Source organism: Pedobacter kyungheensis (assembly GCF_000812965.1).
Taxonomy (GTDB): domain Bacteria; phylum Bacteroidota; class Bacteroidia; order Sphingobacteriales; family Sphingobacteriaceae; genus Pedobacter; species Pedobacter kyungheensis.
Map to the genome: position 1 here is coordinate 7785 of NZ_JSYN01000024.1, position 23955 is coordinate 31739.

Below are 23955 nucleotides of genomic sequence, written 5' to 3' on the forward strand. Positions count from 1 at the left end.
GTTTTAAACTTACGTATGTATGCCTAAAACCGAATAAATAAGCTATATAAACTGGATTATTCCAGATAGTATAATACCATTCATTATCCCGTGTATGAATAAAAATTTACTCTCTCCGTGTGCCCCGACACGGTACTTCCTGACGACTAACAATTATTTAACGAAGCATTTCGGCAAATATTTTAGGCCTGTATTCTTTTTAGCTCTTGCGCTTCTTTTTTTTAACCTCAATCAGGCATTTGCCGATGGAAGTAAGGATTTGTATCCTGCAGGAACTTCCGGAAAGCGGGCTGTTTTGGTTAGTGCAAATGGATATACAACAAATGGAGTTAGTGCATCCAGCTGGCCATTTATAAACAGGGGAACTATAAAAGTTTATGCTAAAAGCGGTGAAACGATTTACCTGGGTTCCAGTGCACAAGGAAAGGGAAATGGTACCATCCGTGTGTTCAAGCCCGGAACCATCCCGAATGCAGCAAGGAGTAATTTTGATTTTAACTCGGGAACAAGTACAACCGTTGGCCGAATAGATACCAGAACACAGGAACTTGCTGGTCCTTCGCCGGCAACGAATGGTTATACACCTTTTACTGTAAACGTTACTACTGCTACAGATGCCGGGATTTATGAAATTGATTTTGTAGCACCAGACGAAGCTGCAACTACTTCCATTCCAGATTTCGCTGCTACAGCTAATTTTGCTACAGGCGATCAGCCTAGCAATGTGTACTGGATTTTATCGTGGGATGTAAGTGTAAGAACAACAACAGCTTCAACCAATTTAACTACTTTCCCATTTATCACCGGAAGGGCATATACAAATGTTTTTAATGGTTTAATCATGAATGATTTTACTACAGCAGGTGGTTTTTACGGTAAATTTTTTACCTATACTAAAGATGGCTATGTATACCAGGTTAGTGGTAACGGGCAGGTTGGTGTAGGTTTTACATTTTTTGCAAATAACCGGGGATTTACCACAGGAGCTAACGGAACCGGCAACCCTACCTATAAAAGTTCTAATACCTCAACCAGTCCGCCGGTAAAAAACCCGACCGAGGCAGATGATGCGAATATAACCCACAAGTTGTTTTTCGCTAAGCCAGCAGCAGATTTACCGGCAACCGCACTCAATAAAAACGCAACAACCTGGTTAAAACCGGTAATTACTGCCCCTCAGGCGTCCGGATTAACCTTTAAAGGAGTGGAGGGCTCGTCTTCTAGTGTGAGTTCTAAGGGTGCAAATATTACTTTTACTTCTAATGTAAACGGTAAATATAAAATCACAATTCCGGGTAATGGTAATTTTATCGACAGAACACTGGTTGGTATAGCTACTGCCGGACAAATGACTGTGTACTGGGACGGACGTGCCGGACTTTCGAATACCTCGACCTCACTTCCAGGAAACAAAGTACCTCCAGGAACCACGGTTAACTCCATAAAAATACAGTTATTTGGGGCAGAAGTTCACTTTCCTTTTATTGATACAGAGATCAATCCGAATGGTGTTTTAATCCAGCAACTTGATGGAAGCTATAATACTATCAGCGGTGCTGACGTAGTATATTGGGATGATAGCAATATTACCAGTGCTTCAGCAAATCCATCTACTCCGCCCGAAGGTTATCCACTTAGCAGTTCGGGGGTATCAAGCAGTACGAACGGACATAAATGGGGTGCAAATACGGCCACCGTGGCTACAGGTAATGCTGAATATGGTAATAATGTTGGTTTGGATACTTATTCTTTTGTTCCAGGTGCCGAGTCTACCGAATCGGTTAATGTGGTAATATCACAGGCAGATTTAAGGGTAACAAGTGTATCTCCATCGGTTACTACTGCAAAAGTGGGCAGTACCATAACCTATACCGTAGTTTTAGAAAACCTGAACAATGCCTCGAGCGTAAGTGATATTAGTGGTGCTGTTTTTAATTTAGAGTATCCTTCAGGTTTTGTAGTGAGTTCAGTATCTCCTCCAACTGTTAATGCAGGCACTGTAACAGAAACATCAAAAAGTATAACGGCAACTAAATTTGCTTCAACGCTTAATATGACCTCTGGTTCGAGGGTTACTTATACCATTACCGGAACTGTAGGAAATGCATTGAGTAATACAACCGTTGCGGCAAGGGCCACCATATTAAGGTCGGCAGATGTTTCTGATCCGGATGCAACAGATGAAAGTACAACAACTTTCTCCGGTAATGCAGATACAGAGTGTAATGGTTTGCCATCGGGTACAGGTTGTAATAACATCCTTACCGCAAATGCAGTTACTGTACCTGCTTCGGTAAGTATTGTAGCTACAACTCCTAATGCTTCAGAGCCTTCTACAAACGGACTGTTTACTGTAAATTTAACCAGTGCAGTTTTAGGAAATACGGTGGTTAATTATACCATCAGTGGAAATGCCACTAATGGTGTCGATTATAATACGGTTACACCGTTATCAGGATCGGTAACCATCCTGGCTGGTCAAACTTCGGCAACAATTCCAATTACTGTATTCGACGATAATATTGTAGAACCTACAGAATCGGTTGTGCTAACCATCAACAGCGTTAGTAATACGGTAACCCCGTCAACTACAACGGCGCTTAATGCATCTGACTTAACGGCTACGGTAAATATTGCCGATGATGATGTGGCCACGATTGCTGTGGCTACAACAGATGGGGCAGAGCCTGGTACCAACGGATCGTTCGTATTTACCATGAGTAAACCGAGCAGTACAAACACCACAATCAGTTATACTGTGAGTGGCTCGGCAGGTAACGGTACCGACTACAATACCATTGCGGGTACAGCAACCGTTTTGGCAGGTCAAACAACGGTAACGGTACCGGTAACAGTTATTGATGATTTGATTAGTGAACCTACAGAGAATGTTATTTTAAGTGGTTTCAGTACAGATAATGCGAAAATTACCGTTACACCAGCTTCTGCAACAGTTAATATTACAGATAACGACGCATCGAGTATAGCAATTAACAACGTAAGTGTTGCTGAGAATGTGGCAGGAGGTAATGCCGTGTTTACGGTAACCCTGACCGGAGCTATTCAGAATGCTTTTACGGTAAACTATGCCACCGCTAATGGTACAGCCATTGCGGGTTCTGATTATACTGCAACCAGCGGCACATTAACTTTCCCTGCAAATTCAGCAACAGGTACCACACGTACCATTACCGTTCCTATTTTGAACGATGCGATCAGTGAGCCAACTGAAGCTTTCACTGTTGTATTGTCAGGTATCAGTGCAGGCCCAACCACCATTGCTACTGCAACCGGAACGGGTACCATTACTGATGATGACGCTTCAAGTTTGGCGATCAATAATGTGAGTGTTGCAGAGAATGTGGCAGGAGGTAATGCTGTATTTACGGTAACTTTAACAGGCGCGATCCAAAATGCACTAACGGTTGATTTCGCCACTGCTAATGGTACTGCCATTGCCGGATCGGATTATACCAGTACTACCGGAACATTAACTTTTCCGGCAAACTCAGCAACAGGTACCACACGTACCATTACTGTTCCTATTCTGAACGATGCAATCAGTGAGCCTACTGAAGCCTTCACGGTTGTACTTTCGAATATCAGTGCAGGTCCAACCACCATTGCAACTGCTACCGGAACCGGTACAATTACCGATGATGACGCTTCGAGCATTGCGATCAACAATGTAAGTGTTGCTGAGAACGTGGCAGGAGGTAATGCCGTGTTTACGGTAACTTTAACAGGAGGAATCCAGAATGCTGTAACCGTTAATTATGCTACTGCCAATGGTACTGCCATTGCCGGATCTGATTATACCAACACTACAGGAACTTTAACCTTCCCTGCAAATTCGCCAACCGGTACCACACGTACCATTACGGTTCCTATCCTGAATGATGCGATCAGTGAACCTACCGAAGCCTTCACGGTTGTGCTGTCTGGTATCAGTGCGGGTCCAACGACCATTGCTACGGCTACCGGAACAGGTACCATTACCGATGATGATGCTTCGAGTTTGGCAATCAATAACGTAAGTGTTGTAGAGAACGTAGCGGGAGGTAATGCTGTGTTTACAGTTACTTTAACCGGTGCGATTCAGAACGCAGTAACCGTTGATTATGCAACTGCCAATGGTACAGCCATTGCAGGTTCAGATTATACCTCAACCAGCGGCACATTAACTTTCCCTGCAAATTCGCCAACAGGTACCACGCGTACCATTACGGTTCCTATCTTGAACGATGCGATCAGTGAGCCTACAGAGGCTTTCACGGTTGTACTTTCGAATATCAGTGCAGGTCCAACCACCATTGCAACTGCTACCGGAACCGGTACCATCACTGACGATGATGCTTCGAGTTTGGCGATCAATAACGTAAGTGTTGTGGAGAACGTGGCAGGAGGTAATGCTGTATTTACAGTTACTTTAACAGGCGCGATTCAGAACGCAGTAACGGTTGATTTCGCCACTGCCAATGGTACTGCCATTGCGGGCTCAGATTATACCTCAACCAGCGGAACTTTAACTTTCCCTGCAAATTCAGCTACAGGTACCACGCGTACCATTACCGTTCCTATTCTGAACGATGCCATTAGTGAGCCTACTGAGGCTTTCACGGTTGTGCTTTCGAATATCAGTGCAGGCCCAACCACCATTGCTACTGCAACCGGAACGGGTACCATTACTGATGATGATGCTTCGAGTTTGGCGATCAACAACGTAAGTGTTGTGGAAAATGTAGCAGGAGGTAATGCCGTGTTTACGGTAACCTTAACAGGCGCGATCCAGAACGCGGTAACGGTTGATTTCGCTACGGCCAATGGTACTGCCATTGCAGGTTCAGATTATACCTCAACCAGTGGAACTTTAACTTTCCCTGCAAATTCAGCTACTAGTACCACGCGTACCATCACCGTTCCTATTTTGAATGATGCCATCAGTGAGCCTACCGAGGCTTTCACGGTTGTACTTTCGAATATAAGTGCAGGTCCAACCACCATTGCAACTGCAACCGGAACGGGTACTATTACTGATGATGATGCTTCGAGCATTGCGATCAACAATGTAAGCGTTGCAGAGAACGTGGCAGGAGGTAATGCCGTATTTACGGTAACCTTAACAGGGGGAATCCAGAATGCAGTAACCGTTAATTACGCTACTGCCAATGGTACAGCTATTGCCGGATCTGATTATACCAATACTACAGGAACTTTAACTTTCCCTGCAAATTCACCAACAGGTACCACACGTACCATTACCGTTCCTATCCTGAACGACGCGATAAGTGAGCCTACCGAAGCTTTTACTGTTGTACTGTCTGGTATCAGTGCAGGTCCAACAACCATTGCTACGGCTACCGGAACAGGTACCATTACTGATGATGATGCTTCGAGTTTGGCAATTAATAACGTAAGTGTTGCTGAGAACGTAGTGGGAGGTAATGCCGTATTTACGGTAACCTTAACAGGCGCGATCCAGAACGCTGTAACGGTTGATTTCGCTACAGCCAACGCTACTGCCATTGCGGGCTCAGATTATACTGCAACCAGCGGAACATTAACTTTCCCTGCAAATTCGCCAACCGGTACCACACGTACCATTACCGTTCCTATCCTGAACGATGCCATTAGTGAACCAACCGAGGCCTTTACGGTTGTGCTTTCGAATATCAGTGCAGGCCCTACTACTATTGCTACGGCTACAGGAACCGGTACAATTAACGATGACGATGCTTCTATTGCAAGTATTACTGCGGGAGTTAACGGAAATGAAAATGGCCCGGTTAACGGAACATTTACGGTTACTTTGAGTAATGCATCTTCAACAAATACACAGATTACTTATAGTTTAAGCGGTACAGCCACCGAAGGAAGTGATTACAGCACCATTACAACCAAAACCATTACTATTCCTGCGGGTCAGACTACGGGAACCATTACCATTCCGGTATTGACTGATAATATAGTGGAAGGTAATGAAACGGTTATTGCAACACTTGTTTCTTCAGGCAGTCCGCTGGTAAACATTACCACAACACCTGCAGATAAAACAGCTACGATCAATATCCTTGATAACAATACCGCCACGGTTAGCATTTCGGCAACGCCAACAAGTGTTAACGAAGGAGCGGGTACAGCCACCTTCACCGTAACCTTAAGTACTGCGGTTCAAAATGCATTTAGTGTTAATTACACTACAACCAACGGAACAGCTATTGCAGGCCAGGATTATACAGCAACCAGCGGAACATTAAACTTCCCGGCAAATTCTGCAGCGGGATCTACATTAACCTTTACCGTTCCGATTACCGACGATAACATCGTTGAACCAAGTGAAACTTTCAATGGAACATTAACCGGCGTTACCGGTGGACTGGTAACCATTGGAACAGGTAGCGCTGCGGTAACCATTATCGATAACGACAGCTCTGTGGCCAGCATTGCCCCGGGTGTTAACGGTAACGAAACCGGTCCGGTTCAGGGAACCTTCATTGTAACCTTGAGCAAACCAGCTTCAACAGATACACAAATTACCTATACATTAGGTGGAACCGCAACCGAAGGAAGTGATTACAGCACCATTGCAACCAAAACCATTACTATTCCAGCCGGACAAACCACCGGAACTATTGTGATTAATGTATTGCAGGATGCCATTACCGAAAGTACTGAAACCGTAATTGCTACATTAGGAACATCAAACAACGCAGTAACTGTAAATACTACCCCGGCATCAATTGATATCCTTGATGCCAATACTTCGAGTGTAAGTATTTCTACTACGCCAACAGTTAATGAGGCCGCAGGTACGGCTACCTTTACGGTAACTTTAAATAATGCAGTTCAAAACGGATTTAGTGTAAATTATGCAACTGCTAACGGGACTGCAACAGCGGGAGCAGATTATACTGCTACCAGTGGAACATTAAATTTCCCTGCAAATTCTCCGGCGGGTACAGCATTAACCTTTACTGTTCCGATTATCAATGATAATATCGCTGAACCAAACGAAACCTTTACGGCCACGCTTAGCGGCATTACAGGTGGGGTAGTGGTCATCAGCAATGCCACCGCCACAGCTACCATTGTAGATAATGATGCAGCAACGGTATCTATCGCGGCAGGAACACCGGGCAGCGAAAATGGTCCTGTAAACGGTACATTCACGGTAACCTTAAGTAATCCATCATCAACTGATACACAGATTACCTATACTTTGGGTGGCACAGCAACTGAAGGAAGCGATTACTCAACAATTACTACTAAAACCATTACCATTCCGGCAGGCCAGACTACCGGAACAATTACCATTCCGGTATTAACCGATAACATTGTCGAAGGTACCGAAACAGTAGTAGCCACACTGGTTTCTACCAATAGCCCATTGGTTACAGTAACACCAACTCCGGCAAATAAAACGGCAACCATTAACATTACCGACAATACTACTGCAACGATAACTGTAGCCGCTACAACCAACGGGGCAGAGCCAAATACACAAGGCTTATTTACTTTCACACTAAGTAATGTATCTACAAGCGATACGCAGATTGCTTATACCGTAACAGGATCTGCAACCAGCGGAACAGATTATACCTCAATTGGTACAAGTATAACTATCCCAGCCGGACAGACCAGCGTAACCTTACCAGTTATTGTGCTGGATGATACTTTCGCAGAACCTACAGAAAGCGTGATTCTGACGATGACCGCGGCAACCAATAATCCGGCAATTACTGCAAGCACAAGCCCTGCAACCGTAAATATTACCGATAATGATAATGCAACCGTAGCCGTTAACAACGTTACCGTAGCAGAGAACGGAGGAAATGCAACCTTTACCGTAACTTTAACCGGTAACGTTCAGGATGCATTTACAGTAAACTATTCTACAACAAACGGAACTGCAGTTTCGGGTACTGATTACACCGCTACATCGGGCAGTGTAACTTTCCCTGCAGGTTCAGTGAGCGGTACTACGCGCACTTTCAATATTCCGGTTATAAACGATAACATCGCCGAACTGACTGAAAGCTTCACGGTGAAATTAAACAGTGTAAGCGCAGGCTCAGTAGTAACTATACCTGCTGCCGGTGCAACCGGAACAGCAACCATTACTGATGATGATGCTGCAAATGTGGCAATCAATAGTGTTTCTGCTTTAGAAAACGCAGGTAACATGACTTTCACGGTAACCTTAACCGGTAATATCCAGGATGCGGTTTCTGTTAACTATGCAACTACAGATAACACTGCAATTGCAGGATCAGACTATACCGCAAAAACGGGTGTAATTACTTTTCCTGCCGGATCTGTTTCCGGAGCTACCCAAACCATTCTGATTCCTATTACGGATGATAGTGTGACCGAAGGTCCTGAAAGCTTCAAGGTAACTTTAAGCAATGCAACTGCCCCGGTTACCATTACGCAACCAGAAGGTATCGGAACCATTATCGATAACGATCCTGCAACCGTAAGCATTTCAGCTACACCAACCAGTGTAAATGAAGCAGCAGGTACAGCAACATTTACCGTAACCTTAAGCAATGCGATACAGGCAGGATTTAGCGTTGATTATGCAACAACCAACGGAACAGCCAATGCCGGTAGCGATTACACCGCCACCAGCGGAACGCTAAACTTCCCGGCAGGATCGGCAGCAGGTGCAACCTTAACTTTCACCGTTCCGATTATCAACGATAATGTGGTTGAACCTAGCGAAACGTTTAGTGCTTCGATTAACAATGTAAGCGGTAACCTGGTTACTATTGGTACTTCGACAGCAAGCGTAACCATTATCGATAATGATACGGCTGTGGCTACCATCACCCCTGGAACGCCAGGAAATGAAAATGGTCCGGTTAACGGAACATTTACAGTTACACTAAGCAACCCTTCATCAACCGATACCCAGATTACCTATACTTTGGGCGGAACAGCAACTGAAGGAAGTGATTACTCAACAATTGTAACCAAAACGATTACTATTCCGGCCGGACAAACTACCGGAACCATTACTATTCCGGTATTGACCGATAATATTGTAGAAGGAACCGAAACGGTTATTGCTACTTTAGGCAGTACCAATAATCCTGCTGTAACCGTAAGCAATACACCTGCAACAATCAACATTAGCGACAATACTACCGCTACGGTAACTGTAGCTGGTACTGCTGATGGTGCCGAGCCTAATACCCCGGGTAAATTTACCTTCACCTTAAGTAATGTATCTACAACCGATACACAAATTACCTATGCCGTTAGTGGTTCTGCTACCAGTGGCGCAGATTATACCGCTATTGGTACAACGGTAACCATCCCTGCCGGACAAACCACTGCAACAGTTACCGTTCCGGTATTGGATGATAACATTGCAGAAGGTACCGAGACCGTAATTTTAACGATGAATGCTACAACAAGCAACCCATCGATTACTGCAAGTACTACACCAGCAAGTATCAATATCACAGATAACGATACTGCTGTAGCTACCATAACTGCGGGTACGCCAGGAAATGAAAATGGCCCTGTTAACGGAACATTTACAGTAACCTTAAGCAATCCTTCTGCTCAGCCAACTACCATTACCTATACTTTAGGTGGTACGGCAACCGAAGGCAGCGATTACAGTACCATTGTTACCAAAACCATCACTATCCCGGCTGGTCAAACCACCGGTACCATTACGATTCCGGTACTGGCTGATAACCTGGTAGAAGGTGTGGAAACTGTAATTGCCACATTGGCTACCTCGGGCAATCCGCTGGTAAGCGTAAGCAATACACCGGCTACGATTAATATCCTCGATAACAATACAGCAAGCGTAAGCATTTCGGCCACGCCAACCAGCGTAGATGAGGCGGCAGGTACGGCAACCTTTACCGTAACTTTAAGTGCAGCAGTACAAAATGCCTTTAGCGTTGATTATGCTACCGCAAACGGAACAGCTACAGCAGGTAGCGATTACACTGCTACAAGTGGTACGTTAAACTTCCCGGCAGGATCGGCAGCAGGTGCAACCTTAACTTTCACCGTTCCGATCATCAATGATAATGTGGTAGAACCTGGCGAAACGTTTAATGCAACAATCAGTAATGTAACCGGCGGATTGGTAACCATTGCAACCAGTTCTGCAACCGTAACCATTACCGATAACGATACTTCTGTTGCAACTATTACCCCGGGTATAAACGGCAACGAAACCGGACCGGTAAACGGAACGTTCACGGTAACCTTGAGTAACCCTTCATCAACTGATACCCAGATTACCTATACTTTAGGTGGCACAGCAACTGAAGGCAGCGATTACTCAACCATCGTAACTAAAACCATTACTATTCCGGCAGGCCAGACTACCGGAACCATTACTATTCCGGTATTAACCGATAACCTTGCAGAAGGTGCCGAAACGGTTATTGCTACCTTAACCACAACAAATAACCCGGCAATAAGCATCGGTACAACACCTGCAACAATTACAATTTTAGATGCCAATAACGCCAGTGTAAGTATTTCTACCGCACCAACGGTTGATGAAGCTGCCGGAACAGCTACCTTTACGGTAACGCTAAATAATGCGGTTCAAAATGCATTCAGTGTTGATTATGCAACCGCAAACGGAACGGCAACAGCAGGCTTAGATTATACCACAACAAGCGGAACGTTAAATTTCCCTGCAAATGCGGCAGCCGGAACTATTTTAACCTTTACTGTTCCGATTATTGATGATAATATTGCCGAACCAAGCGAGACTTTCAGTGCTACATTAAGTAACATTACCGGTGGGGTAGTGGCCATCAGCACCGCCACTGCAACAACTACCATTGTTGATAATGATACTTCGGTAGCCAGCATTGCTCCAGGTATAACAGGAAACGAAAATGGCCCGGTTAACGGAACATTTACGGTAACCCTGAGCAAGCCATCATCAACTGATACGCAGCTTACTTATACTTTAGGCGGTACAGCAACCGAAGGCAGTGATTACAGTACCCTTACTACTCATACAATTACTATCCCTGCTGGTCAAACCACCGGAACGATTACCATTCCGGTATTAACCGATAACGTGGTAGAAGGTGTAGAAACCGTAATTGCCACATTGGCTACCTCGGGCAATCCGCTGGTAAGCGTAAGCAATACACCGGCAACCATTAATATCCTCGATAACAATACAGCAACCGTAAGCATTTCGGCTACGCCTGCCGGTATAAATGAAGCCGACGGAACAGCAACCTTTACCGTAACTTTAAGTGCAGCAGTACAAAATGCCTTTAGCATTGATTATGCAACAGCTAATGGAACAGCAACAGCGGGTGCGGGATTAGATTATACCGCCACAAGCGGAACTTTAACTTTCCCAGCCGGATCTGCCGCGGGTACAACCTTAACCTTCACTGTTCCGGTTAACAACGATAACCTGGTTGAGCCAAGTGAAACCTTTAACGGTACCATTAGTAATATAACCGGCGGCCTGGTAACCATTGCAACCAGCTCGGCAACCGTAACCATTACCGATAATGATACTTCGGTTGCTACCATTACCCCAGGCATAAACGGTAATGAAACCGGTCCTGTAAATGGCACGTTCATTATAACCTTGAGTAACCCTTCATCAACCGATACCCAGTTTACCTATACTTTAGGCGGAACGGCGACTGAAGGCAGCGATTACTCAGGCATTGTAATCAAAACCATTACCATTCCGGCAGGCCAGACTACCGGTACCATTACTATTCAGGTGTTAACCGATGCAATTACCGAAAGCATTGAAACGGTTATTGCTACCTTAACCACATCGAATAACCCGTCGGTAACGGTTAATAATACTCCGGCTACCATTAATATTTTAGATGCCAATACGGCCAGCGTAAGTATTTCTACTACCCCAACGGTAGATGAAGCAGCCGGAACAGCAACCTTTACCGTAACGCTAAATAATGCAGTTCAAAATGCATTCAGTGTTGATTATGCAACCGCAAACGGAACAGCAACAGCAGGCTTAGACTATACCGCAACAAACGGAACGTTAAATTTCCCTGCAAATGCTGCAGCCGGAACCAGCTTAACTTTCACTGTTCCGATTAACGATGATAATATCGCCGAACCTAGCGAAACCTTTACCGCTGCATTAAGCAATATCACCGGTGGCGTGGTATTAATCAGTAATGCCACAGCAACAGCTACCATTGTTGATAACGATGCTTCGATAGCGAGTATCGCTCCGGGCATAACAGGCAACGAAAATGGCCCGGTTAACGGAACCTTTACAGTAACCTTGAGCAAACCATCATCAACTGATACACAGCTTACTTATACGTTAGGTGGTACAGCAACTGAAGGCAGCGATTACAGTACCCTTGCTACCCATACAATTACTATACCTGCTGGTCAAACTACCGGAACGATTACTATTCCGGTATTAACTGATAACGTGGTTGAAGGTGTAGAAACCGTAATTGCCACACTGGTTAGCTCAGGCAATCCGTTGGTAAGCGTAAGCAGTACACCTGCTTCGATCAATATCCTCGATAACAATACCGCTACGGTAAGCATTTCGGCTACACCAACCAGCGTAAATGAGGCGGCAGGTACGGCAACCTTTACCGTAACTTTAAGTACGGCGGTTCAAAATGCCTTTAGTGTTGATTATGCAACAGCCAACGGAACGGCAATTGCCGGTAGCGATTATACCGCTGCCAGCGGCACGCTGACTTTTCCGGCCGGATCTGCTGCGGGAGCAACTTTAACTTTCACAGTTCCAATAAACGACGATAACCTGGTTGAGCCTAATGAAACCTTTAACGCCACCATCAGTAATGTAACCGGTGGATTGGTAACCATTGCAACCAGTTCGGCAACCGCAACCATTACCGATAACGATAGTGCTGTAGCTACCATTACCGCAGGTGTAAACGGCAACGAAACCGGACCTGTAAATGGAACGTTCACGGTAACCTTAAGTAACCCTTCATCAACCGATACCCAAATTACCTATACTTTGGGTGGAACGGCAACTGAAGGCAGTGATTACTCAACCATCGTTACCAAAACCATTACCATTCCGGCAGGTCAGACCACCGGAACCATCACTATTCCGGTATTAACAGATGCAATTACCGAAGGTGTTGAAACAGTAATTGCTACATTGGCTACATCTGGCAACCCGGCAATAACTGTTGATGCCACACCAGCAACAATTAATATTTTAGATGCCAATACCGCCAGCGTAAGTATTTCTACTACGCCAACAGTTGATGAGGGCGCCGGAACAGCTACCTTTACGGTAACGCTAAATAATGCGGTTCAGGATGCATTTAGTGTTAACTATGCTACTGCAAACGGAACAGCTACGGCAGGATCAGATTATACCGCAACAACAGGAACGTTAAATTTCCCTGCAAATGCTGCAGCCGGAACAACCTTAACTTTCACTGTTCCGATTACGGATGATAACATTGCTGAGGCAAACGAAACCTTTACAGCAACACTGAGTGGTATTACCGGTGGAGTAGTGGTGATCAGTAATGCAACCGCTACGGCTACCATTGTAGATAACGATGCAGTTGTGGCTACAATTACGGCGGGTACGCCAGGAAACGAAAACGGCCCTGTTAACGGAACGTTTATCGTAACCTTAAGCAAACCGTCATCAACTGATACACAGCTTACCTATACCTTAGGAGGTACAGCAACAGAAGGCAGCGATTATTTAACCATCGTAACCAAAACCATTACCATTCCAGCAGGTCAAACTACCGGAACCATTACCATTCCGGTGTTAACCGACAATGTTGTAGAGGGTACTGAAACCGTTACCGCTACTTTAACTACTTCGGGTAGTCCGTTGGTAACAGTAAGCAATACACCTGCAAGTATTAACATTACGGATAACACTACGGCAACAGTAACAGTGGCGGCCACAAATGACGGGGCCGAACCAACTACCCCTGGTTTGTTTACTTTCACGTTAAGTAATGTCTCAACAACTGATACACAGATTACGTATACTGTAAGTGGAACAGCAACAAGCGGATTAGATTATACTTCGATTGGTACAACGGTAACCATTCCGGCCGGACAAACTACGGCAACAGTAAATGTACCGGTATTGAACGATAACATTGCTGAAGGAACAGAAACGGTTATCTTAACCATGAATGCAGCAACAAGCAATCCATCAATTACAGCCAGCACCACGCCGGCCACAGTTAATATTATTGATGATGATACTGCTGTAGCAACAATTACCGCAGGTACCTCGGGTAACGAAAACGGACCATTAAATGGTACTTTCACGGTAACCCTGAGCAATCCATCATCGCAGCCTACTACCTTAACCTATAGCTTAGGTGGTACAGCTACAGAAGGAAGCGATTATTCGGCGATCGTTACCAAAACCATTACTATCCCTGCGGGTCAAACCACAGGAACCATCACCATTCCGGTATTAACCGATAATATTATAGAGGGTATAGAAACAGTAACTGCTACTTTGACCAATTCTGCTAATCCATTGGTGAGTATCAGCAATACACCTGCTACCATTAATATTGATGACAATACCACGGCAACGGTAACCGTTGCAGCAACCACAAATGGTGCAGAACCTGCAACACCAGGTTTATTTACCTTCACCTTAAGTAATGTATCTACAACCGATACGCAGATTACTTATACCGTAACCGGAAGCGCAACCAGCGGTGTAGATTATACCGCAATTGGTACCACGGTAACCATTCCTGCCGGACAAACCACTGCAACAGTAAGTGTGCCGGTAATTGACGATAATATTGCTGAAGGAACAGAAACAGTGATCCTGACCATGACGGCGGCAACAAGCAATCCTTCAATTACGGCCAATACAACACCTGCTATTGTAAGCATTACCGATAACGATACTTCGGTGGCATCAATTGCTGCCGGAACAAATGGTAGTGAGAACGGACCAGCAAACGGAACCTTTGTGGTAACCTTAAGTAACCCATCTTCGCAGCCAACTATCATTACCTATACCATTGGGGGTACAGCTGCTGAGGGCAGCGATTACAGCAATATCGTAACCAAAACAGTTACCATTCCTGCAGGTCAAACCACAGCAACCATTACCATTCCGGTATTAACCGATAATCTGGTAGAAGGTGTTGAAACAGTTGTAGTAACGCTGGGTACTTCGAATAATGCATTGGTAAGTGTAAGCAATACGCCGGCGAGTATCGACATCATTGATAATACCAGTGCAACGGTAACCGTAACGGCAACAGCTAACGGGGCAGAACCTGCAACTCCGGGCCAGTTTACCTTTACCTTAAGTAATGTGTCTACTACACCAACACAGATTACCTATACGGTTGGTGGATCAGCAACAAGCGGATTAGATTATACTTCGATTGGTACAACGGTAACCATTCCTGCAGGGCAAACTACTGCAACGGTTAGTGTACCGGTATTGAACGATAACCTTGTGGAAGGAATAGAAACGGTGGTATTAACCATGTCTGCTACTACCAGCAACCCTTCAATTACAGCGAGTACAACTCCGGCAACGGTTAACATTACCGATAACGATACCGCAATTGCAACCATTACTCCGGGTGTAAATGGTAACGAAAACGGTCCGGTTAGTGGCACATTTATCGTAACCTTAAGTAATCCATCATCTACCGATACGCAGATTACCTATACCGTTGGCGGAACTGCTACCGAGGGAAGTGATTACAGCACGATTGTGAAAACCATTACTATCCCTGCGGGGCAGACTACCGGCACCATTACCATTCCGGTATTGACCGATGCAATAGTAGAAGGAACTGAAACGGTTGTAATTAGCCTTACCGGAACCAATAATCCTTTAGTTAATGTAAACAGTACCCCTGCAAGTATTAATATTCTGGATAACAATACGGCTACCGTAAGCATTAGTACCACACCGGTAATTAATGAAAACGCTGGTACCGCAACGTTTACAGTAACTTTAAATGCGGCAGTACAGAATGCATTTAGTGTTGATTATAAAACAACTGATGGAACAGCTACCGCAGGGTTAGATTATATGGCTACAACAGGAACTCTAACATTCCCTGCAAATTCTCCGGCAGGTACAACATTAACCTTTACGGTTCCGGTTACCGACGATAACCTGGTTGAACCATCAGAAACCTTTAGCGCTGCTTTAAGCAATATAAGCAATACATTGGTAAGCATAGCAACAGGTACAGCTACAGTTACCATTACAGATAATGATACAGCAGTGGCAAGCATTGCACCGGGTACAAATGGTAACGAAACCGGTCCGGTTAACGGAACGTTCATTGTAACTTTAAGTAACCCATCTGCTACCGATACGCAGCTTACCTATACTTTAGGTGGCACGGCAACAGAGGGAAGCGATTACACGGCAATTACAACTAAAGTAATTACCATTCCTGCCGGCGAAACCACCGGAACAATTACCATCCCGGTAATTGCCGATGCAGTAGCAGAAAGCATCGAAACCGTAATTGCAACTTTGGGTACATCAAACAATGCTGCGGTAAGTGTTAATACCACTCCGGCCAGCATCAATATCCTCGATGCCAACACGGCCAACGTAAGTATCTCAATCAATGCGGCAAGTGTAACTGAAGCTGTAGGCACGGTTACTTTATCTGTTACCTTAAATGTGGCCGTTCAGAACAGCTTCACTGTAGATTATGCTACTGCTGATGGTACTGCAAAAGCTGGACTAGATTATGCGGCAACCAGCGGAACTTTAACTTTCCCGGCAAATTCGCCTGCTGGTACCGTACTTAACGTGGTGATTCCGATTATTGACGATAACCTGATCGAAAATACAGAATCGTTTACAGTTGGTTTAAGCAATGTTCAGGGAGCTGATGTGGCTATCGGTACAAGTCCGGCAACAGTAAATATTGCCGATAACGACAGTGCTGTTGCAACCATTGTGGCTGGAACCAATGCGAATGAAACTGGTTTGGTAAACGGTTCGTTTAATATAACATTAAGCAACCCGTCATCTACGCCAACCACATTAACCTTTACCCTGGCCGGCACAGCAACAGAAAGTGCCGATTACGGTGCCGTTACCAAAACCATCATTATCCCTGCAGGTGCAACCTCAGGAACCATCACTATTCCGGTAATGGCAGATGGTGTAGCAGAAGGTACTGAAACTGTAGTTGCAACATTAACGGCCTCAAGTAATGCGGCAATTACAGTAAGCAACACACCTGCCTCAATCAATATCCTTGATGCTGACGTGGCAACGGTTAGTATTGCTACTACTCCGGTGATTAACGAAGATGCCGGCACAGCAACCTTTGTGGTTACGCTAAGTAATGCCGTACAAAATAGTTTCAGTGTAAACTATGGTACTACTGATGGAACAGCAACAGGAGGACTTGATTATACCGCAACCAATGGAACCTTAACTTTCCCTGCAAATGCTGCAGCCGGAACAAGCTTAACTTTCACGGTTCCGGTTACTGATGATAACCTGGTCGAACCATCAGAAACATTTAGTGCTTCATTAAGTGGTATTACCGGTGATGTGGTTACTATTGCAACTCCATCAGCAACTGTAACCATTACCGATAATGATAATTCGGTGGCCAGCATTACTGCAGGTACCAACGGTAACGAAAATGGTCCGGTAAATGGAACTTACACCGTAACATTAAGTAATCCGTCATCAACCGATACCCAGCTTACCTTCACGGTAGGTGGTACTGCAACTGAAGGCAGCGATTACAATACCATCACAAAAACGATAATTATTCCTGCAGGCCAGACTACCGGAACCATTACTATCCCGGTAATCAGCGATAACATTGTAGAGGGTAACGAAACGGTTATCGTTACCTTAACAGGAAGCAATAATTCAGCAGTTACAGTTAACAATACGCCTGCAACCATCAATATTATCGATAACAACTCGGTAACTGCAAGTATTTCTGTGGCCCTTGCAAGTGTAAACGAAGCTGCCGGAACAGCAACCTTTACTGTAACTTTAAGTGGTTCGGTACAAGATGCCTTTACAGTTGATTACACTACTGCTGATGGTACTGCAAAAGCAGGATTGGATTATGTGGCAACCAGCGGTACCTTAGTTTTCCCTGCAGGTTCTACTGCAGGCGCAAGTCTGACGTTCACCGTTCCGATTATCGACGATAATCTGGTTGAAGGTGACGAAACCTTTAGTGGTGTTATCACTAACGTAAGCGGTGGTTTGGTAACCATCGGAAATGGTACTGCAGTAGTAACCATTGTAGATAACGATTCGGCTGTTGCTACAATCACTGCTGGTACTAACGGTAATGAGAACGGTCCGGTTAACGGAACTTTCACCGTAACTTTAAATAATCCGGTTGCTACCGATACCCAGCTAACTTACACCCTGGCCGGAACAGCAACCGAGGGTAGCGATTACAGCAATATCGTAACCAAAACCATCACCATTCCTGCAGGTCAAACCACCGGAACCATCACTATTCCGGTATTAACCGATAATATTGTAGAAGGAACTGAAACGGTTGTGGCTACCTTAACAAATTCTGGCAATCCGTTAGTGACTGTAAGCAATACACCTGCAAGCATTAATATTACCGACAACACTGAGGCTATAGTTACAGTAGCGGCAACTGCCGACGGGGCTGAACCATCTACACCGGGTCAGTTTACCTTTACGTTAAGCCAGGTATCTACTACCGATACCCAGATTACCTATACGGTAAATGGTACAGCGACGAGTGGAACAGATTATACCTCAATTGGCAATACCGTAACCATCCCGGCCGGACAAACAACGGCAACAGTATCGGTACCGGTATTGAACGATAACATTGTTGAAGGAACAGAAACCGTAATTCTGACCATGAACGCTGCAACCAATAATGCTTCGATCGTTGCCAGCACTACGCCTGCAACAGTTAACATTACCGATAGCGGTTCTTCAATTGCTTCGATAATTGCGGGTGCAAACGGTAACGAGAATGGTCCGGTTAACGGAACATTTACAGTTACCTTAAATAACCCGTCGGCTACCGATACACAGCTAACTTATACTTTAGCCGGAACAGCAACAGAGGGTAGTGATTACAGCACAATTGTAACCAAAACCATTACTATCTTGGCTGGTCAAACCACTGCAACCATTACTATTCCGGTATTGACTGATGCGATCTTAGAAGGTACAGAATCGGTTATTGCTACCCTGGTTTCTTCAAACAATCCACAGATTACAACTAGCAATGTACCGGCAACTATTACCATTGCCGATAACAATACGGCTACGGTTAGCATTTCAACAGCTCCAACAGTTAACGAGGCAGCTGGTACCGCTACATTTACCGTAACCCTAAGCGCGGCAGTTCAGCAAGCATTTACAGTTGCTTATACTACAAGCGACGGAACAGCTACTGCAGGCTTAGATTATACAACTACCAGCGGAACGTTAACTTTCCCTGCTGGTTCGGCAGCTGGCGCAACCTTAACGTTTACTGTTCCGATCCTCGACGATAACATTATTGAAGGTGATCATACATTTAATGGTGTAATCAGTAACGTAAGCGGAGGACTGGTAACCATTGCTACTGGTACAGCAACTACGACCATTATCGATAACGATTCGGCTGTGGCCACCATTGCAGCTGGTGTTGATGGTAACGAAAATGGTCCGACAAACGGAACATTTATTGTAACCTTAAGTAAACCATCGGCTACCGATACCCAGCTTAGCTATGCTTTAGGCGGAACGGCAACTGAGGGCAGCGACTACAGTACAATTGTAACCAAAACAATTACCATTCCTGCTGGCCAAACCACTGCAACCATTACCATTCCGGTATTGAGCGATGCTGTTCTGGAAGGTGTTGAAACCGTAACAGCTACCTTAACCGCTTCTGGTAATCCGGCTATTACCCCAGGTAATGTACCGGCAACCATAAATATCGCCGATAATAATGCAGCAACTGTAAGCATCTCTACCGCGCCAAGTATTAACGAAGCAGCTGGAACGGCTACCTTTACGGTAACCTTAAATGCAGCAGTACAGCAGGAATTTAGTTTGGATTATAAAACAACCGATGGAACAGCTACAGCAGGTTTAGATTATACTGCAACCAGTGGAACCTTAACGTTCCCTGCGAATTCGCCTGCAGGTACCACTTTAACTTTTACCGTTCCGGTTATCGATGATAACATTGTTGAAACTAACGAAACCTTTAATGGTGTAATCAGCAATGTAACTGGTGGTCTGGTAACCATCGATATCAATACGGCAACTACTACCATCGTTGATAACGATGCAACAGTAGCTACCATTACCGCTGGTGTTGATGGTAACGAAAATGGACCTGTTAACGGAACATTTACAGTAACCTTAAGCAAACCATCAGCTACCGATACCCAGATAACCTATACTTTAGGCGGAACAGCAACTGAGGGTAGCGACTATACTGCGATTGTAACCAAAACCATTACCATCCCGGCTGGTCAAACCTCGGCAACAATTACCATTCCGGTATTGAACGATGATGTTGTAGAAGGTACCGAAACCCTAATCGCCACCCTGGGCACTTCGGCCAACCCTGGTGTAACCGTAAGTAATGTTCCTGCAACCATCAATATAATCGATGGTACAACGGCTATAGTTACGGTAACTGCTACTGCTGATGGTGCTGAGCCATCAACTCCTGGTCAGTTTACCTTTACGTTAAGTTATCCATCTGCCACAGCTACACAGATTACTTATACCGTAAACGGAACTGCAACCAGCGGTACAGATTATACCTCAATTGGTACAACAATTACCATTCCGGCCGGACAAACTTCAGTAACACTTTCGGTTCCGGTATTGGATGATAACATCAGCGAAGGAAACGAAACAGTGATTATAACCATGAATGCAACTACCAGCAATCCATTAATCACTGCGAGTACAAGTCCGGCTACGGTTAACATCAGAGATAACCGTGCGCCAGTTGCTACTGCACCGGCGATAACGGTTAATGAGGATACCCCGGTAAACGGAACCATCACAGCCACCGATCCGGATGGTAACCCGCTTACTTACACGGTAACTACACCACCGGCACACGGAACAGTAACTGTAAATCCTGATGGTACTTATACTTATACACCTGCGCCAGATTACAACGGTACCGATACCTTTACGGTAACCGTAAGTGATGGCAAAGGCGGTACAGTTACGGTAACCATTCCGGTAACCATTAATCCTGTAAATGATGCACCGGTTGCAACAGCACCAGCCATTACAACCAATAAAAATACACCGGTTAACGGCACCATTACCGCAAGTGATGTAGACGGCGATCCGCTTATCTTTACGGTAACCACGCCACCGGCACACGGTACCGTAGTGGTTAATCCTGATGGAACCTATACTTACACTCCTGCGAACAACTACAGCGGGGCAGATGTATTTACAGTAACCGTAAGTGATGGCAAAGGTGGTACCACAACGGTGACCATTAACGTAACGGTTAATCCAACCAATGTAGCACCGGTTGCAACAGCTCCGGCTATCAGTACCAATAAGAATACACCGGTTAATGGCACCATTACCGCAACTGATGCAGACGGCGATCCGCTTACCTTTACGGTAACTACGCCACCGGCACATGGTACGGTGGTAGTTAATCCTGACGGAACCTATACTTACACTCCAGCCAACAATTACAGTGGTGCAGATGTATTTACAGTAACCGTAAGCGATGGTAAAGGTGGTACCACTACGGTAACCATTAACGTTACGGTTAATCCAACCAATGCAGCACCGGTGGTAACTGCACCTGCGCTTAGTACCAATGAGGATACTCCGGCCAATGGCACCATTACCGCTACTGATGCAGATGGCGATCCACTTACCTTTACGGTAACTACACCACCAGCACATGGTACAGTAGTGGTTAATCCTGATGGAACCTACACTTACACACCTGCGCCAAACTATAATGGTATCGATACCTTTACGGTAACCGTAAGCGATGGCAAAGGAGGTACTACTACGGTAACCATTTCGGTAACTATTAATGCGGTTAACGATGCGCCGGTTGCCACAGCACCTGCCATTACCACGCCGCAAAATACGCCGGTTAACGGAACCATTACCGCAAGTGATGTAGATGGCGATCCGCTTACTTTCACGGTAACTACAGCTCCTGCACACGGTACAGTAGTGGTTAATCCTGATGGTACCTACACTTATACGCCAGCCGCGGGTTATGTTGGTAGCGATACTTTCACCGTAACCGTAAGCGATGGTAAAGGCGGTACCACTACAGTAACCATTCCGGTAACAGTAACATTGGTAGCCGCACCAGCCATGAGCTTAACCAAAGCAGCAACAAACAGTGTAAGCAAAGTAGGTGATGTGATCAATTACAACATCATTGTAACCAATACTGGTAATACAGCCTTAAATAATGTTACCATAACTGATGCCGGCGCAGATGCAGGTTCGATTACGCCAGCCAGCATTGCAACCTTACTGCCAGGCTCGAGCGTAACGGTAACGGCTAAACATACGGTTACCTTAACAGAAGTGAATAATGGTTCGTTCACTAACCAGGCATCGGCAACAGCGCAGGTACAGGGTGGTGGAACCATCAATAAACTATCTGATGATCCAGGTACACCAGCAGTTGGCGATGCAACTGTAACTGCGATTGCTCCGGCATCAACCATTACCCTGGTTAAAACAGGTGCATTAAGCGCTGACGGAAACAGTATCACTTATAACTTCAGCATTATGAATACAGGAAATGTAACCCTGCATGTGGTGAACCTGGTAGATGCCAAACTCGGACTGAACAAAACCTATTCTGGAAATGTTGCCCCGGGTGGTATTATTACTGATACTTATGTTTACCAGTTAACCCAGGCCGATAAAGATGCAGGCAGCGTAACCAACTCTGCAAATGTGAACGCCAGAACACCTGCTAACCTACCGGTAAGTGATGTATCGGGTACAGCCGAAAATAACGATACACCAACCGTTACGGCAATTCCAGATGCAGGAGCAATAGCGCTGGTTAAAACAGCATCGTTTAACGGTAATAAGGTTACTTACACCTTTACCATTAAAAATACTGGATCGGTGACCTTAAATACCATTACCTTAACCGATGCCAAACTTGGTTTAAACAATAAGGTAATTACCGTAACAGGCGGACTTGCCCCTGGTGCAAGCACTACCGATGTTGAAGTATATACTTTGACCCAGGTCGATAAAGATTTGGGTACAGTAACCAATACAGCAACAGTAAATGCCAAAACAACTGCTGGAGCCAATGTAAGCGACATTTCAGGAACGGCAGAGAGCAACAATACGGCAACAGTAACCAGCTTCCCTAAATCACCTCGTGCGGTTGACGATGCAGGTGGTACTGTAGCCAACAAACCTGTTGTAATCAGCGTTCTCGATAACGACGATCCGGGTAACTCTACATTCGATAAATTAACTGTCGAAATTGTAAGTCAGCCTAAACATGGTACTGTAAAAGTAAATGCCGATGGTACGGTAACCTATACACCAGATGCAGGCTATACCGGCGAAGATGTATTTACCTACCGTGTTAAAGATGCTTACGGATATTATACCAACGTGGCTGCTGTAAACTTAACCGCTAACTTCACCGGCATTACTATACCGAACCTGTTTACACCAAACGGCGATGGTATTAACGATACCTTCGAGATCATTGGGCTTAACCAATACCAGACCAGCGAACTGCAGATCGTGAACAGATGGGGTAATGAAGTATTCCACGCTAAAGGTTACCAGAACAACTGGACAGGCGAGGGATTGAACGAAGGTACTTACTACTACTTATTGCGTGTTAAAAAAGCAAACAGTAACGATGTTGAAGTATATAAAGGTTACATTACATTAATCAGAGCGTTTAAAAAATAAGATAAGAGGCTTAGCCGGGA

General features: G+C 45.0%; 1 protein-coding gene. It reads left to right on the top strand.

Annotated elements, in window-relative coordinates; all coding sequences use genetic code 11:
• The first annotated feature begins 94 nt into the window (after positions 1–94).
• Entirely contained in the window at positions 95–23935 is a 23841-nt protein-coding gene (locus OC25_RS27980) for a Calx-beta domain-containing protein (RefSeq protein WP_039479282.1), read from the top strand.
• Positions 23936–23955 lie beyond the last annotated feature (20 nt).